Here is a 13,832-nt window from a genome sequence, read left to right on the forward strand (position 1 = left end):
TTTGGTTGCAGACAGCTTCGCCCTTGTTTGGAATAGCGTCATGAAGGTGTTACCGAAGCCACAGGGAAATTACAAAAATTGGAAGTTATTCAATATCTTTGCTGCCATATTCACGTCATCGTTCGGAAGAAAATAGAATCGCTCAGCTGTGAGTGTTACCAGGTGGTCAGAGATGAAATCGATCGTTTAATGCCCACTCCTTTTGTGCGTTTTTAAATATGGAAATGTGTCTTAGAGGTGCCTTGTGTGGGATAGCGCACCGACGCTGCTACTCCTTGTCTATAAACTCCTTGAATCCTGCGCTGACATGTCGGTTAGCGCCAGCATGACAAGGGGCAGTTGTGGACAAACTCAACATCTTGTTTCTTGCTGGCAGCCCCAATGAAGACTGTTGCAGCAGGTTTTTATTTTCACAAATCGCCACCAGTTATCAGGACAAAATCAATGTGACTGCATGCGCGCCGTTGCAGCTGCCTATTTTTACCAATAACAGAGACTATCGGAAGTGTCCACAATCCGAAATGCTGGAACACCTCATCACCAAAGCTGACGCGGTGGTGATTGCCAGTCCGTCCCATAATGACACCATCAGCTGTTATCTGAAAAACATCATTGACCATACATCGATGCCACGCGGTAGCAATTTTTGGTATCAGAAGCCGGTCGGTGTCATTGCATTTGCGGAATATATGCACAATTCGGCGCATTCAAGAGACGACCTGCTCCATCTGCTGCAATACATAGGAGCTGATGTTTGTACCGAACCTGCCGTCAACTTTTGTCGCTCCCGCAACATTCCGGGGAGCGATGGTGAGATTTTGCAGATACTCGACCAAATTCTGGTCAGCGACCTGATGGATAACGTGCTACAAAAAGCCGCCGCACACAAGGCAACCCGGTACTGTAAACCCGAACATGAGATTTCCCTTTGGAATAGTTGGTACTGACCATGCCCCTACTTGATGCCAAGCTCACATTTATCGGCGCTTGTCAGCAAGTCACGGGGTCGTGCCATCTCTTAGAGTTTGCCGGACTCCGTATTTTGCTCGATTGCGGCATGCCACAGGGTGGCGATCAGTTGCGGAACCTCGCAGATTTTAAATTTTGTTTTAATCCGGGCAGTATCGATGTTGTGATTTTAAGTCATGTTCATATTGATCACAGCGGTTTGTTGCCGTTACTGGTCAGGCAGGGATTTGATGGGGTCATCTATTGTACCGAGCAAACGGCAGAGCTACTGCCAGTGCTGTTAAAAGACTCGATTGGCTTATATTTGGCGGATTTAGAACGCGATAACCGACACAGACCAAGTGCTAAAGCTATTCTCCCTGTCATGGACTTAACCGATGTCGAACGAACCAGTTTATATGTGCAAGCCTTAACCTACGACAGCACTATTGTCCTGACCGAAGGCTTGAGCTTTAGTTTACAAGATGCCGGACACATTTTAGGCTCAGCTATTATCCGAATGGAGCTACAACGCCAGGAACAACGCTCTGTGCTGGTATTTTCCGGCGATCTGGGTAATCCGCAAAGTGTACTGATGAATCAGGCTGTGCTACCCATCGATGCTGATATCATTGTCATGGAGGGCACTTATGGCGACCGGGACCATAAAACCGCTGCGGATACCATCGCTGAGTTTAGTCAGATCCTGGCGGATGCAGCCAAAGGCGGCGGCAATGTGTACATCCCGGCTTTTGCCCTTGGTCGCTCCCAGGAAGTGATTTATTTCTTGGCTATGTTGTATTTTCAAGGTTTATTGCCACAACGCATGATTTTTCTCGATAGCCCAATGGCTATCGATGTGGTGTCGATTTATTCGCATTTTTTTGCCACCCTGAACCAGCGGGATTTAGCAAAAGTCAGTAAAGTTGTCTCGGCTGATTTTGAGAGACTGCTGCCAATTTTAAGGCTGACCCGCACCTCAGAACAGTCGATAGCAATCAACCGTATTGCCGACGGCGCAGTCGTGATCGCTGGCAGCGGTATGTGTAACGGCGGGAGAATTTTGCATCATTTTCGCCACTGTTTGGCCAACGACCATCATCATGTGGTGTTTGTCGGTTTTCAGGCACAAGGGACATTGGGGCGGCGACTTATCGATGGGCAAAACCCGGTACGAATTCACGGCGATGAGATTCACGTAAAAGCACAGTTGCACACACTTGGCGGATTCTCAGCCCATGCCGGACAAACCGACTTAGTACGCTGGGCACAAGCTGCGAAGCCTGGCTGTCGTTATTTCCTCGTCCACGGTGAGATGCGAGCATTGGAAGTGTTACAAGCCAAATTACAACACCATGGAGAAGCTGTGGCTATTCCATATCCGCAGGAGGTGTTGCATTGGTAAAGTACTTTGTTTGTTACATGCGTGCAATAACGCACTAAGTGAGCCCGTTTGTTTTGGTGTGATTGTTTGATTGCATCACCGCTTGAACGCCTTTTAACACACGCACCTTATCAGAAACCATCCAGCCCCCTTGGCCATCGATGCGAAGCAAAATCGGCTCTGGACTCGCTCATTTCTAATCTCAGATTGTTTGGCAATCCATCACCACGGCGACGAATTGGCTCTGCTCACTGCTTATGTCATCGCTTCCCAGCATGACACCAATATGTGTGGGCTAGCCCGGAACTACCAACCATCTTCAACTCAGCAGTTTTGCAAACCTTCATGATCGACCATCGTGGCTCTATGTGGATTAACGTACAGAGTTACACAAACCAAGAAGGTAAAACAGTATTGCACCTTGGATAGAAACCTATACTGCGGCGCTGTTTGCTGCCAACGGCCTCATCTGACTGATTGCTCACTTCTGGGGGGAACCACCCCAGAGCCTATCCAACTTCGAAAGGATCTAATTATGTTAAAAACTGATGCCCAAATTCAACGCGAAGTTCAGGAAGAGCTGCGCTTAGCTCCAATGGTGGACGCTACCCACATTGGTGTCGAAGTCCGTCATGGAGTGGTCACTCTCACCGGCCATGTCGATAGTTATGGCGAAAAATGGCATGCCGAACAAGCTGCCCAGCGAGTCAGCAGCGTCAAAGCACTTGCGGTCGAAATGCAAGTGATGTTCCGCGGCTCGCCAACGGTGATTGACAGTGAAATTGCCCACGCCGTGAAAAACGTATTGGATTGGAATGTCTTTATCCCCACCAACGCGGTGAAAGTAATGGTAGAAAATGGCTGGGTTACCCTCAGCGGCAAAGTACCAGCCGATTATCAGCGGCGAATTGCCGAAGCATCTATCCGCTACTTAACAGGCGTGAGAGGCGTCAGTAACCAACTCGTGTTAAAGCCGGTAGTAACAGGTTCTGTTCTGAAAACCGATATCGAAGCCGTCTTGCAGCGGCGAGCCGCTAAAGAGGCCAAAGGGATTGGCATTAATATCCATGAACACGAGGTCACATTAACCGGCACTGTAAATAGCTTGGCCGAACGCGATGTTGTCTCGCATGCAGTTTGGGACTCACCCGGAGTCTGGCTGGTTCGCAACAATATTGAAGTGCATGCATAAGGTCTGGATAGATTGAGTTTACCGCTGGTGACAATGTCATGGATTAACATACCTGATAGATCCCCGTTTTTGTCACCGGCATTTTTCTTGCCCCATCAACCTCCCAGCATCGAATTTTCGTTGCGGCCTGAGGCGCACAATTAAGCCATCCCGCTGCGAACGGGTTGATTTTGCCTCTCCATCGCAGCAGCGTGAAGGTCAGGTGACGCCTTGGTTTTGCAAAGGGCCGGACATGTAACGCAGCTAACTTGGGGCTAGTTGATGTTCGATAACGCACGGAATTCCAGCCAGTGGGTCGCTAGGTTAGAGACTCAAGTCGCAACATCAGTGTTGGTGTGATCAAACACCATCTCGTCAAAAGGGGGCACTATGAGTAATTTTTTCGACCACAAACCTGTATTGCATTGCCACGGCAACTGGTTAACGCGCAATCAACTGCAAACGGAAAATAGTTGGTTGCGTCAAGAGCTCCACAAGGCACAACAAAAAAATACCGCCGACAAAAAGGCTTTTGAACTGCTCTTCGAACAAAGCCAAGTGGATTGCCTCACCCAAACGCCAACACGTTTATTGTTACAGGACCGGGCACTGCAAGCCTTTAAACAGGCCAAACGCCAGCACAGTAGTGTGATCCTGATGTTTTTGGACATAGACCATTTCAAACGTATAAATGACCACTACGGCCATGACGTGGGTGATATTGTTTTAGTCGAACTTACACAACGCTTACGGGCGTTATTACGCAGTACCGATACTGTTTGCCGATACGGTGGTGACGAGTTTGTATTGCTGCTGCCGCTTTGCAATAACAATCGTGATGTCACCAGCATTGCCGGCAAACTGTTAAACGCCGTTAACCAACCGATGCAACTGCCAGATTCCACCTTGCAGTTGGACATTAGCATCGGCATCGCGATTTATCCGGTGCATGGCAGTAGCCTTGCCGAGTTGGTACAACAGGCAGATAGTGCCATGTACCAGGCCAAACACCAAGGCGGCCAGCGTTTTCGCATCGCCGCCCTAAAACCAACGCGGCCCGGTGTCGCCGAACTGGTCAGCAAATAACATCAGTCCTTTGAACCTATATGAAGCTAAACAATACCCCGCATGTTTTCAGTGGCCATCCAGGACATGTTTCCTGTACTGACATTAGCCGCCGGGATGCATTTCAGCTCAAAGTTGACTGTTCACATAACTTCCTGTGCGCCACCGCACTGAGTGCAGGCAAGGAAGGCGTTAAAGTTCAGGCTTATGCCAACCGCAATACTGCAGCTGGCAACGACCGGAGCGTCCTATGCAAAATACGACAGAAACACCTCAAGCCAATTCCACTGCTGATGGCAAGCCTCAGGGGCTGAATAATGTGATCGATCAGGCCACAGCTGCAGCACATCCGGTCATTGATCAGTTTAGTGCCAAAGCTCATGACACCGTTAACCGGCTGGCAAGCGCAGCAAGCCATGGCGCGGACAATTTTGAGGTGCGTTCCGAGCAACTCAGCGCCACCGGGGTGCGGCTCAGCAAAGCGCTACGTGATCAGGTGCACCGTCGCCCGGTGACTGTGATCGGCGCTGCCATAGCCACCGGATTTATCATCAGCTGGTTGCTGAAATCCCGTGTCAGTTGAGGATGTTTCGGCGCAACTGCGCGAGTATCTGCAGTTATTCCGCAGCCAATGGCAGCAACAGTTTCAATTGCTGGCACTGGAGACACAAAGGGCCGCCGAAAGTCTGGTGGCCATCTGGCTGCTGTCGCTATTCGCTGCCTTGTTACTGCTAAGTAGCTGGGTGTTGTTGTTGCTGTTGCTCTGGTCAGGAGCACAGGTGCTGGGGCTCTATCCCTGGCAAGGCCTGTTGCTGTTAATTGGCGTACAGTGTGTGGCCTTGTGGCTTTGTTTGCTGCGGATCCGCTTTTACAGTCAGTATTTACGCTTCCCGGCAACACAACTCAGTTGGGCTCAGGCCGAAATCAGTCAGGAGACAACAGCATGTCCGAGCACGCAAACTTAACCCGACACATTGATCATCGTCTGGTTGCACTACAGCGCACTAACTTACGCCGGCAGCAGTTGCAGTCGGCGTTCTTGCTGCGACTGGAAGCACCGCTATTGCTGCTGGGCGGCTTTTGTATTGGCCTGGTGTTACAGACTTCGGCAAGCAACATAGCTGGTAAAAATTCAACTTCTGGTCCGAACACGCTGTGGCGAACTCCGCTGTCAATGTGCCTGTGGACACTTTGGCATTGGCGGGCAGCTTTTGCACCTGCAGTGCCCATACGGCAGACCGCTGACAACAGCTGAGCAAAAAAACCGGATGTAGGCCCCATCCGGATTTTTGCTGCTTCACAGCATAGTGTCAGCTCAGATTACTGCCATAAAAACTATGCAGTGATTTTTCCCATTCGACATCTTTCATATTCGGCCAATGGCCTTTGTCAAAACCCGGCGCATTTTTCAGCCGCTCCGGCGACAAGTCCATGACAAAACATTTTTGCAACGGGTCCAGGGTCAGCATTTTCCACGGCACGGCAAATAGCTTCTCACTCAGACCAAAATAAGTACTGAACGACAACACGGCATAACCAACCCGTCCGGTATCCACTTCCAGCATGATTTCTTTGATATCACCCAGAGTTTGTCCTGAACGGTTCACAACCGAATTGCCAATCAGCGTTTCTGCGCCCATCAGATGCGGCCCTGGCCCATTGGCAACCAGCGATGGCGCAAACTGCGGATTATTGTAAATGCCATAAATATCGCGTTCGTGATAATTCATTTTGTAGACCTCAGTGTTGACCGCAAAAGCGGTCTGTGATCAAAACCAGGAACCAGTGAACCGGAACCTGACATGCAATGCCCCTTCCGGAGCAGAGCGTTGATCATGCGCCCACAGCCGGGGTATCTCTGTTCGGCGCGACACTTATCAGAGACTGACGCCAGCACTCAGCCAATCTGTTTATGGGTGCGTCAGCGCACCGAACATAGGCTGGTGTCAGCGCAAAATCCTGCTATCAACCGGCAATAACATCTGGTTTGCAGGAGCATCACCATGTCCATCACCACTATCGTCATTATCATCCTGATCCTGTTGTTTTTAGGCGCTTTGCCCGCCTGGCCACATAGCCGGAGCTGGGGGTATCGCCCGGGCGGAGCCCTCGGCATTGTTTTGCTTGTGCTAATAGTGCTGTTGCTGACCGGGCGTGCCGGCTGATGTGACCAATTGTTATTCCGGGAGTTTTCCCTGTTTTAACCAGGAGTGTTAACCATGAAAACCTTCAAAGTTCTGAGTATGTTTCTGTTGGCTTTAAGTCTGGCCGGCGTGGCTGGTTGCAGTTCTGCCAGCAACAAAGAAGGCACCGGAGAATATATTGACGACAGTGTTATCACCACCAAAGTCAAAGCCGCCATTTTTGCCGACAAGTCACTGAGTGTGGCCGAAATCAATGTCGAAACCTTTAAAGGCGTGGTGCAGCTCAGTGGTTTTGTGAATTCGCAACAAGACATCAATACCGCCATGCGGTTGACCCGTGCTGTTGGTGGCGTGACCGCTGTGGAAAATGGCATGCGGGTTAAATAAAAGCGCTGCGCCTGAGTGTCCGGCTGTGAGCGCAGCTTGCCCCGCAGCTATTGAAAATGGCGTTTTTTTAGTAATGTCGTTAAGGGAATTATATGCCTATTGTGCTCACTCATAGCCAACGACCTTTAGTGCAAAATCGTTTGCTGCGCCACTTGCCGGAAGCAGAACAAAGCCAGTTGTTGCAGCAGGCGGAACTGGTGCAGCTCGAGTTTGCAGAGCGGTTGTGCCAACTCGATGACGATTATCAGCACTTGTATTTTCCGCTGAGCGCTTTTGTTTCTCTCATCGCGAAATTACCGGGACATCCGCCCTTGGAAATGGGCCTGATTGGCTTTGAAGGGGTGCTTGGAGCAACCATCTTGTTGCATACCCGGCGGGTTCCGTCAGAAGCCATAGTGCAAGGTAGTGGCATGGCATGGCGGATCCCTGTTGCCGTCATTGAAAGCGCTCAGCAGCCCAGTCTGCAACCTTTATTACAGGCCTATCTGTTCCGGTTATTACGGCAATTATCACAAAATGCGATCTGTGCCCATTTTCATCAGGTTGAAGCGCGCCTGGCCCGTTGGCTATTGATGAGTCATGACCGGGTCCAAGCCGATGAACTCTATCTGACTCATCAGTTTCTGGCAGACATGCTGGGGGTACGACGCAGCAGCATTACTGTTGCAGCCGGCGATTTACAAAGTTACGGCATCATTTTGTATAACCGCGGCCGCCTGCATATTCTCGACCGGCAAGCCCTGCTGGCACGGAGTTGCAGTTGCTACCAGCCGTTACAGGGTTGATCACCGTCGTAAGTTCTGCATTTAAACCAGTCTTATGTGCGCCAGCGCACATAGTGCACGAATTATCACCATATACTGGTGTTGTATTCATTTGGATACGCCTCCAGGCAAGGACGGACCGGCTATGACGACAGAACCATCAGCAACGCAGGCTGCGCCAGATCTGAAGCTAGCCGCTATACATCCGCCGATAGCGAACCGTTTGCTTTGTGAATTGCCCGATGAGGTTAAACTACGATTGTTTCCGCATCTGGAGCTGATTGAATTGAAACTGGGCCAGGTGATCAGTGAAGCCGGCTCGAAACTGCGTTATGTCTATTTTCCGACAGATTCAATTATTTCTTTGCTCTATGTGATGGAAAACGGCGCTTCTGCTGAAATCGCCGTTGTTGGCAATGATGGCATGGTAGGAGTAGCACTTTTTATGGGCGGCGAAAGCACCACCAGCAGAGCTGTCGTGCAAAGCGCCGGGTTTGCCTACCGGTTATTCGGTCAACGCCTGAAAGACGAATTTAACCGCCATGGTGCGTTATTGCATTTATTGCTGCGTTACAGCCAGGTACTGCTGACTCAGATGGCACAGACGGCTGTTTGCAATCGTCATCACAGTATTGAACAACAACTCTGTCGCTGGCTCTTATTGTCGATAGATCGTTTACCCAATGACCATGTACTGATGACCCAGGAGCTGATTGCCAATATGCTGGGCGTACGGCGTGAAGGTGTGACTGATGCGGCGGGCAAGTTACAGCGCTTAGGGATTATCAATTACAGCCGCGGTCATATCGAAGTCATTGACAGGGCCCTTCTGGAAAAAAACAGTTGCGAGTGTTATGGCGTCGTCCTGCACGAATCGGAGCGATTGATGCCGCGAAACCATTGCTGCAAAGCGAGGTGATCTGCCGGTGTGTGCACAACAACACAGCAACTGCTGTGCTGTCGTGCCATCTTCCTATTCCACTATCAATTGAAACAACACACGCATATTGGCTTTCGCCGCCACAGAGCGCAGTTCAGCAGGTTTATTCTCAATTTGCGCCGGCGATGCTTCACCGTAGCCAATAGTGGTCAGCCGGCCCGGAGCTAACCCACCTTCACCGGTCAGATATTGTTTTACAGCCTTGGCCCGGCGTTCGCTCAGCTGCTGGTTATAGGTATCTGTACCACTGGCAGAGGTATAGCCTGCAATTTGCACCTTGGTTTGTGGCTGATTTTTTAAGGTCTCCACATGACGTGCCAGTATTGTTTTGGCAGCAGGAGTCAGCGCTGACCGGTTAAACTCAAAATGGACATCGGCCAGTTCGAGTAACACCGGGGCAGAACTGCTTTGCACCATAGCGGCTTCAGGTGGATCAGCAAAAGGCTGTGGTGCCGCTTCAGGTTCCTGTGCCGCTGTCGGCGCAGTATATGGGCCAGGTTGGCCATATTGATAGACCATCCCTAACGACAGCAATTTCATATCACCCTGGTCGCCCCAGATATCATCCAGCCGGTAACGCTCGAGTTCGACCCGCATTGCCCAGCCCGGCGACAGTTGATATTCCATGCCTGCACCAAATTTATGCTTCAGATAATGTTTACTGCGATTGTAAGCATCCAGATTGATTGGCCGCTGGTAATCCAGACGTGCATCGGTGTCGTTATAGGTCAGCCCAATCCGGGCAGTCAATGCAAACGCATTGCTCATGAACATCCGTGCCACCAGATCCAGATTGGCGCCCTGATCACGCAGGTGACCAGATAACGGATAAGTTGTACCGTCCGGCGCAGCAGCGGTACGTGCATTAAAATCAACTTCACCGAGACGAAAATAACCGCCTTCCAGCGCCAGATAGTCATTCAGTGTAGTGCCGGCATATAGCTTATAACCGGTGTCATTGGTATTCCGGCTCAAAGATGCCAGCGGCAAGCCCTGCGCCTGCATATTTTGCTCTAACGCAGACGTATCGATGCTAAGGCGTGACTCGCCGAGACTGGCGCCAACGTACCAATCTGGCGTTGACATCCGGTAACTGTCGGCCAGCACAGTTCCCGGCAGGACAAAGACGCAGGAACTGCAAAGCCACATCGGCCAGTTGCACTGAGGAACGACATGGCGTAAGCGAAAGATATTGGCAGTCATTACTGGCTGCCCCGCATCTAACGGCGGGGTAAATAGCCGGGTATTCATAGACATACAATTCTCCAACATAAACTTCAGCGCCTTACGGGGGCGCAGTTCTTAAACTTTCATCTCAGTGTCAGGCCCGGGACTGGAACAGATCGACCAACAACAGAATCACGGCGAACACCAGTAATGCATGGATCAGGCTGCCCACAGCTATGGGCGATAACAACCCGAGCAACCAAAGCACCAGCAGTACTAAAGCAGCAGTTCTTAACATCACTACACTCCTTCGGCGCGGGCGCCGCTTATCGGTTAAACCTCAGTCACTGCTGTAAAAACCATCAACCTTGCGTTGCCAGGCCGGATCAGCGCAGGCAGGCCATAAAGACCGGTCAAAACCAGGCTGGTTTTTTAAATCATGGTGTTCAGCCTCAATCGAAAAACGACAGCGGTCTGCATCAAGCACCAAAGCATGCCAGGGCACAGCAAACAAACGTGGTGGAGCAACAAATGAATGTGGATAGGCTAATACTGCATAACTGATCCGGCCGGTTTTCAGGTCAATCACGATACTGTGCAGTGTGCCTAACACTTCGCCATGATGGTTTGTTAAACGCTGCCCCATCAGTTTTTTACAGCCGAGCAATAAAGTGTCAGAGCCACTTTGACAAACCGGAAAATCATCGCTGAGTATTTTTTGCTGTTCCATGTGTTGCTCCTGTGCAGTGAATTTCAATTCAGCGGCTTCTACCATGGGCGTTTTGTACAACCTGATCTGTGCGTTACAGCACTCAGCAGAAGAACCTGCCAACCTTCACTTAACACGCTGCAACATTTGATTGCATGCGCGCTAACGCACCGACAACAGAGATAAAAACACGCAGGCTGTCCATCCGGCACTGCAACTTTGCAGCCCGCCGAATCACCCGAGGTTTTTATGAATAAGTTCACTGAACAGAACAAAGCGACCGCAAAACAGGATACACAGGCCAATAACGGCACAGCCGGTGTCGCAGATGCTGCGGCGAAAACCAATCAGATGACCAAAGCTGTGGCGGCGGACAAAGCCAAAATAGCGGCAGGAACGCAAAAACCTGCTGAAGCGGCAAAAAAAGACGCTTTTAACGGCAAATGGCACAGCCAGATCCAGGCTGCCAAAAGCAACTGGAGCAAAATCAGTGAAAGCGAATTGCTGAAATCCGGTGGAGTTGAGACCAATTTAGTCGACCTGGTGCAACAGCGATATTCACTGAGCCAGGATGTGGCCAGTAAACAAGTCAAAAGCTTTATTGATAAATGCCACTGCTGACAGAGCAGCCGCGTCATCGCCCGGACGCCTGACATTTTCTGTTACCACTGCCGGCGCTGCCTCGCAGCACCGGTTACCTTTTCCCTGTGTGGAGCACGACCATGAATTCTTCTTATCGCCAGTTTATATTTGCTTCTGCCATTTTAATGACCATCACGCCGGTGCCGTCGGTGTTTGCTGCCGACGCTGTAACCACCTCATTGGACGACGTCCGACAGGAAAGCCAGATAGCCACCAGCTATGCGTTGAATCCCTATCTGCGTGCCAATGATCTCAAAGTCACTGTGCAAAAAGGCAAAGCCGTGTTGACCGGTAAAGTCGACGAGAAAATCAGTAAAGAACTGGCGAGCGAAATCGCCCGTGGGGTGTCCGGCATTACCGACGTCGACAATCAGATTGTGGTTGAAGCCAATTACCTGCCACATTTTGGCCATGGTGGCTTTGGCGACAAAATTGATGATGCCAGTATCTCGGCCGCTATACGCTCCAAATTGCAATGGAATAAAGATGTAGATTCAGTGGGCACCGACGTCAGTACCAAAAATGGCCGGGTCACGCTGACCGGGAATGCCGACAGTCAGGCTGCCAAAGATATTGCCAACCGCCTGGCAATGAACACACGTGGGGTGACATCTGTGACTAACAATCTGAAAATTCAGTCGAATCAAATGACTGACGATGACAAAGCCCGGGCCAAGGCGGAAGACGAAAGCCATAACATTTCCGACAGCTGGATCACCGCCAAAGTGAAATCCAGTTTTATGTACTCCAGCAACATCAACGGCGGTGACATTGATGTCAGTACGAACAACGGCGTCGTGACCCTGACCGGCAAAGTCGCCAGCGGTATCGAGCGGTCGCTGGCCATTGAGACGGCACAAAATATTCGTGGCGTTAAAAGTGTCACTTCCAAAGCACTGCTGTTCTGAAACTTTTCTTACCGGTCAGGCCTGTTATCCAGCCTGCTTAATGCAGCGGACACAGCCGGCCCGGCTTCCCACAAACAAATCCCGGTGCTGTGGCAGCGGGCAAGGAGTTCCAGATGTTTTATCCATGGTTACCCTACAGGCCGCTCTTCAGGCGCTGGTTATGGCCCGGCTGTTTTTCGTTGTTTCTGGCCGCCTGCGCTTCAGCGCCGCTGGCCACGACCGACACCATGCTCAGGGCCGAACGCACTATTGCCAGAGCCGAACAGGCCCGTGTTGGCCAATATGCGGCCACTGAACTGGGTGAAGCCAGGCAGAAACTACAAGCATCGCGCAGCGCCTTGCTGCTGCGTGACCAGGTCAATGCGGAACGTTACGCCGAACAAGCGACCTTAGATGCCGAGCTGGCACTGGCCCGGGCCGAGCTGGCACAGGCAAATGGCGTCAACGAAGAGATGAAAAATAGTCTCGGGATCCTGCAGCAGGAAATGCTGCGAACTACGCAGGGAAATCAATAATGAAACCACTGACTTTTCAAGCCACACAGGGCAAATTGCTCAGTTGTGCGCTGGTAATCAGTACGCTGACGGCCTGTAGCACCGCTCCTAAAATCGCTACTGGTATCAGTGATATCCGGGCCGAACTCAGTGCCCTGCAAGCCAATAATGAGCTGGCAGTGTTGGCTCCTGTCGCCATCACTGAAGCAGAAGCCGCAGTTCGTGCTGCAGAGCAACCAGCGAAAAATGCGGATTTATCGAGTCATCTGGTATTTGTCGCAGACCGTAAAGTGAACATTGCCTGGGCTCAGGCGCAAAGCCGGTTTGCGCAGGACCAACTGAAAGTGTTGGCCAAAGCACGGGACGAAGCCAGACTGGATTCGCGTACCCGGGAAGCTAATCTGGCCCAACAAGATGCCCGCGCCGCCCGCAGTGATGCTGTTACCGCCCGACAGGAAACGGATGCTGCCCGCCGGGCAACCAGCACAGCCCAGACCGAATCCGATAACGCACAGCAATTGGCCGCGGAATTACAAGCGCAGATTAAGCTGCTAAATGCCCGCCAATCCGAGCGCGGCTGGGTGGTGACACTCGGCGATGTGCTGTTTGACACCGGCAAAGCCAATCTGAAATCGGCTACCAGCCAGCATCTGACCGATTTAGCGTTGTTCCTTGGCAAATACCCACTACGTGGTGCCATCATCGAAGGTCACACTGACAATGTTGGCAGCTCTGGTTACAACATGGGATTGTCGCAGCAGCGGGCAGACAGTGTACGTAATTTCCTGATTGGCCGCGGTATTCAGTCCGGCCGGCTCAGCAGTTTGGGTAAAGGGGAAGACATGCCGGTTGCAGGCAATGAATCTGCCAGTGGCCGCCAACAGAACCGCCGGGTGGAGGTCATTATTACCGAAGCAGCGCTGGCCTCGCGCTGACGGGGTTCACTCTGTAACAGCAGTCAGACGGCAGGCCAAGCAGAATACCTTTTGCAGTATGGCCAGGGTAACTCAGTTCGGACGCTGTGAGTCGGACTAAGTACCCGTTTAGACGATCAAGTCCGGCTGGATGCTCAGGACAGTCCGGACTGACTGATCTGATAAAGTTGACCA

At 51.2% G+C, this 13,832-nt stretch carries 18 protein-coding genes; 14 read left to right on the plus strand and 4 right to left on the minus strand.

Going from position 1 to position 13,832, the window contains the following annotated elements:
* Positions 1-341 precede the first annotated feature (341 nt).
* From ABNT34_RS08730 to ABNT34_RS08755, 6 genes are all read left to right on the plus strand, one after another.
* Entirely contained in the window at positions 342-947 is a 606-nt protein-coding gene (locus ABNT34_RS08730; RefSeq protein WP_348730697.1) for an NAD(P)H-dependent oxidoreductase, read from the plus strand.
* A gap of 2 nt (positions 948-949) precedes the next feature.
* A complete protein-coding gene (locus tag ABNT34_RS08735; protein ID WP_348730699.1) occupies positions 950-2,353 on the plus strand; it encodes an MBL fold metallo-hydrolase in 1,404 nt (467 codons plus the stop codon).
* A 514-nt stretch (positions 2,354-2,867) separates the two neighbouring features.
* Entirely contained in the window at positions 2,868-3,524 is a 657-nt protein-coding gene (locus ABNT34_RS08740; RefSeq protein WP_348730701.1) for a BON domain-containing protein, read from the plus strand.
* Positions 3,525-3,893: 369 nt separating this feature from the next.
* Complete coding sequence (locus ABNT34_RS08745) at positions 3,894-4,589, plus strand: GGDEF domain-containing protein (RefSeq protein ID WP_348730703.1); 696 nt, start codon at positions 3,894-3,896, stop codon at positions 4,587-4,589.
* A 229-nt stretch (positions 4,590-4,818) separates the two neighbouring features.
* The gene (locus ABNT34_RS08750) at positions 4,819-5,151 is read left to right on the plus strand and encodes a hypothetical protein (RefSeq protein WP_348730705.1); all 333 of its coding nucleotides are present in this window, start codon (positions 4,819-4,821) and stop codon (positions 5,149-5,151) included.
* A complete protein-coding gene (locus ABNT34_RS08755; RefSeq protein WP_348730707.1) occupies positions 5,141-5,533 on the plus strand; it encodes a hypothetical protein in 393 nt (130 codons plus the stop codon). The genes ABNT34_RS08750 and ABNT34_RS08755 overlap by 11 nt, the downstream gene beginning before the upstream one ends.
* A 345-nt stretch (positions 5,534-5,878) precedes the next feature.
* Here the strand turns inward: ABNT34_RS08755 and ABNT34_RS08760 are convergent, their stop codons facing one another.
* Positions 5,879-6,298 (minus strand): PRC-barrel domain-containing protein, encoded by a 420-nt coding sequence (locus ABNT34_RS08760; RefSeq protein WP_348730709.1) that lies wholly within the window; start codon positions 6,296-6,298, stop codon positions 5,879-5,881.
* A gap of 279 nt (positions 6,299-6,577) precedes the next feature.
* Between ABNT34_RS08760 and ABNT34_RS08765 the strand changes: the two genes are divergently transcribed.
* The 4 genes from ABNT34_RS08765 to ABNT34_RS08780 all read left to right on the plus strand — a co-directional run bounded on the left by ABNT34_RS08765 (position 6,578) and on the right by ABNT34_RS08780 (position 8,782).
* Positions 6,578-6,733, plus strand: coding sequence for a DUF3309 family protein (locus ABNT34_RS08765; RefSeq protein WP_348731702.1), 156 nt, complete (start codon positions 6,578-6,580; stop codon positions 6,731-6,733).
* A gap of 54 nt (positions 6,734-6,787) precedes the next feature.
* Complete coding sequence (locus ABNT34_RS08770; protein ID WP_348730711.1) at positions 6,788-7,099, plus strand: BON domain-containing protein; 312 nt, start codon at positions 6,788-6,790, stop codon at positions 7,097-7,099.
* A gap of 92 nt (positions 7,100-7,191) precedes the next feature.
* Positions 7,192-7,884, plus strand: a complete 693-nt coding sequence (locus tag ABNT34_RS08775) for a Crp/Fnr family transcriptional regulator (RefSeq protein WP_348730712.1) — start codon at positions 7,192-7,194, stop codon at positions 7,882-7,884.
* A gap of 124 nt (positions 7,885-8,008) precedes the next feature.
* A complete protein-coding gene (locus ABNT34_RS08780; RefSeq protein ID WP_348730714.1) occupies positions 8,009-8,782 on the plus strand; it encodes a Crp/Fnr family transcriptional regulator in 774 nt (257 codons plus the stop codon).
* A gap of 54 nt (positions 8,783-8,836) precedes the next feature.
* Here ABNT34_RS08780 and ABNT34_RS08785 read toward each other — a convergent pair whose 3' ends face one another.
* The 3 genes from ABNT34_RS08785 to ABNT34_RS08795 form a co-directional block, all read right to left on the minus strand.
* Positions 8,837-10,060, minus strand: a complete 1,224-nt coding sequence (locus ABNT34_RS08785) for an OmpA family protein (RefSeq protein ID WP_348730716.1) — start codon at positions 10,058-10,060, stop codon at positions 8,837-8,839.
* 64 nt (positions 10,061-10,124) lie between these two features.
* Positions 10,125-10,268 carry a lmo0937 family membrane protein gene (locus tag ABNT34_RS08790; RefSeq protein ID WP_348730717.1) on the minus strand — a complete coding sequence of 48 codons (144 nt, stop codon included), beginning with the start codon at positions 10,266-10,268 and terminating at the stop codon, positions 10,125-10,127.
* A 42-nt stretch (positions 10,269-10,310) separates the two neighbouring features.
* On the minus strand, positions 10,311-10,700 hold the full coding sequence (locus tag ABNT34_RS08795) for a PRC-barrel domain-containing protein (RefSeq protein ID WP_348730719.1): 390 nt from the start codon (positions 10,698-10,700) through the stop codon (positions 10,311-10,313).
* A 228-nt stretch (positions 10,701-10,928) separates the two neighbouring features.
* Here ABNT34_RS08795 and ABNT34_RS08800 point away from each other — a divergent pair, with 228 nt between their 5' ends.
* The 4 genes from ABNT34_RS08800 (at position 10,929) to ABNT34_RS08815 (ending at position 13,658) form a co-directional block, all read left to right on the plus strand.
* Positions 10,929-11,300 (plus strand): hypothetical protein, encoded by a 372-nt coding sequence (locus ABNT34_RS08800; RefSeq protein WP_348730721.1) that lies wholly within the window; start codon positions 10,929-10,931, stop codon positions 11,298-11,300.
* Positions 11,301-11,401: 101 nt separating this feature from the next.
* Entirely contained in the window at positions 11,402-12,229 is an 828-nt protein-coding gene (locus ABNT34_RS08805; protein WP_348730723.1) for a BON domain-containing protein, read from the plus strand.
* 113 nt (positions 12,230-12,342) lie between these two features.
* Positions 12,343-12,744: a DUF4398 domain-containing protein gene (locus tag ABNT34_RS08810; RefSeq protein ID WP_348730725.1), complete on the plus strand. Its 402-nt coding sequence runs from the start codon at positions 12,343-12,345 to the stop codon at positions 12,742-12,744.
* The gene (locus ABNT34_RS08815; protein WP_348730727.1) at positions 12,744-13,658 is read left to right on the plus strand and encodes an OmpA family protein; all 915 of its coding nucleotides are present in this window, start codon (positions 12,744-12,746) and stop codon (positions 13,656-13,658) included. Before ABNT34_RS08810 ends, ABNT34_RS08815 begins: the two co-directional genes overlap by 1 nt.
* Positions 13,659-13,832: the final 174 nt, after the last annotated feature.

It is taken from the genome of Rheinheimera texasensis (assembly GCF_964031785.1).
Taxonomy (GTDB): domain Bacteria; phylum Pseudomonadota; class Gammaproteobacteria; order Enterobacterales; family Alteromonadaceae; genus Pararheinheimera; species Pararheinheimera texasensis_A.

Coding starts and splice junctions, on each gene's coding strand:
- ABNT34_RS08735 (WP_348730699.1), top strand. CDS start 950: ATGCCCCTACTTGATGCCAAGCTCACATTTATCGGCGCTTGTCAGCAA.
- ABNT34_RS08780 (WP_348730714.1), top strand. CDS start 8,009: ATGACGACAGAACCATCAGCAACGCAGGCTGCGCCAGATCTGAAGCTA.
- ABNT34_RS08785 (WP_348730716.1), bottom strand. CDS start 10,060: ATGTCTATGAATACCCGGCTATTTACCCCGCCGTTAGATGCGGGGCAG.
- ABNT34_RS08760 (WP_348730709.1), bottom strand. CDS start 6,298: ATGAATTATCACGAACGCGATATTTATGGCATTTACAATAATCCGCAG.
- ABNT34_RS08790 (WP_348730717.1), bottom strand. CDS start 10,268: ATGTTAAGAACTGCTGCTTTAGTACTGCTGGTGCTTTGGTTGCTCGGG.
- ABNT34_RS08795 (WP_348730719.1), bottom strand. CDS start 10,700: ATGGAACAGCAAAAAATACTCAGCGATGATTTTCCGGTTTGTCAAAGT.
- ABNT34_RS08775 (WP_348730712.1), top strand. CDS start 7,192: ATGCCTATTGTGCTCACTCATAGCCAACGACCTTTAGTGCAAAATCGT.
- ABNT34_RS08800 (WP_348730721.1), top strand. CDS start 10,929: ATGAATAAGTTCACTGAACAGAACAAAGCGACCGCAAAACAGGATACA.
- ABNT34_RS08740 (WP_348730701.1), top strand. CDS start 2,868: ATGTTAAAAACTGATGCCCAAATTCAACGCGAAGTTCAGGAAGAGCTG.
- ABNT34_RS08810 (WP_348730725.1), top strand. CDS start 12,343: ATGTTTTATCCATGGTTACCCTACAGGCCGCTCTTCAGGCGCTGGTTA.
- ABNT34_RS08805 (WP_348730723.1), top strand. CDS start 11,402: ATGAATTCTTCTTATCGCCAGTTTATATTTGCTTCTGCCATTTTAATG.
- ABNT34_RS08745 (WP_348730703.1), top strand. CDS start 3,894: ATGAGTAATTTTTTCGACCACAAACCTGTATTGCATTGCCACGGCAAC.
- ABNT34_RS08770 (WP_348730711.1), top strand. CDS start 6,788: ATGAAAACCTTCAAAGTTCTGAGTATGTTTCTGTTGGCTTTAAGTCTG.
- ABNT34_RS08750 (WP_348730705.1), top strand. CDS start 4,819: ATGCAAAATACGACAGAAACACCTCAAGCCAATTCCACTGCTGATGGC.
- ABNT34_RS08815 (WP_348730727.1), top strand. CDS start 12,744: ATGAAACCACTGACTTTTCAAGCCACACAGGGCAAATTGCTCAGTTGT.